General features: G+C 68.7%; 1 protein-coding gene. It reads left to right on the forward strand.

What is annotated here, in order from left to right:
* Positions 1–521 (forward strand): ABC transporter substrate-binding protein (locus AC1DSF_RS30685; RefSeq protein ID WP_478184085.1); only part of this gene is annotated, 521 nt, incomplete at both ends.

The following is a 521-nucleotide window of genomic DNA, read 5'->3' on the forward strand; positions in this document are numbered from 1 at the left end:
CGATGACGATGGTCGCGGTGTCCGATTCCAAATCGCTCGACCCGTTCCGCACGCTGTACCTCGCGGTCACCGACGAGCCGCGGATGAGTGCGCTGTACGACCCGATGTTCTACTTCGACCCCGCCGACGGGAAGGTCAAGCCGCATCTCGCGGAGAGCCTGACCACGGGCGACGGCGGCGCGACGTGGACGCTCAAGCTGCGACCGGGCGTCACGTTCTCCGACGGCACCCCGTTCGACGCCGCCGCGGTGAAGCTGAACTGGGAGACGCACGCGAAGCCGGAGACCCGCTCCTACCTGGCGGCCTACGCAACCGGCCTCAAGACGGAGGTCGTCGACCCGCTGACGCTGACGGTCGCGCCGACGTCGCCGAACCCGACGTTCGACCGGATGATCGCCACCAAGCTCACCTACATCGAGGCGCCTTCGGCGATCGCCAAGGGTCTCGAGTCGGCGGGCACCCAGCCGGTGGGCGCCGGTCCGTTCATGCTGAAGAGCTGGACGCGCGGCAGCGAGCAGGTG

The sequence above is a fragment of the Variovorax sp. 01N429 genome (genome assembly GCF_056399425.1).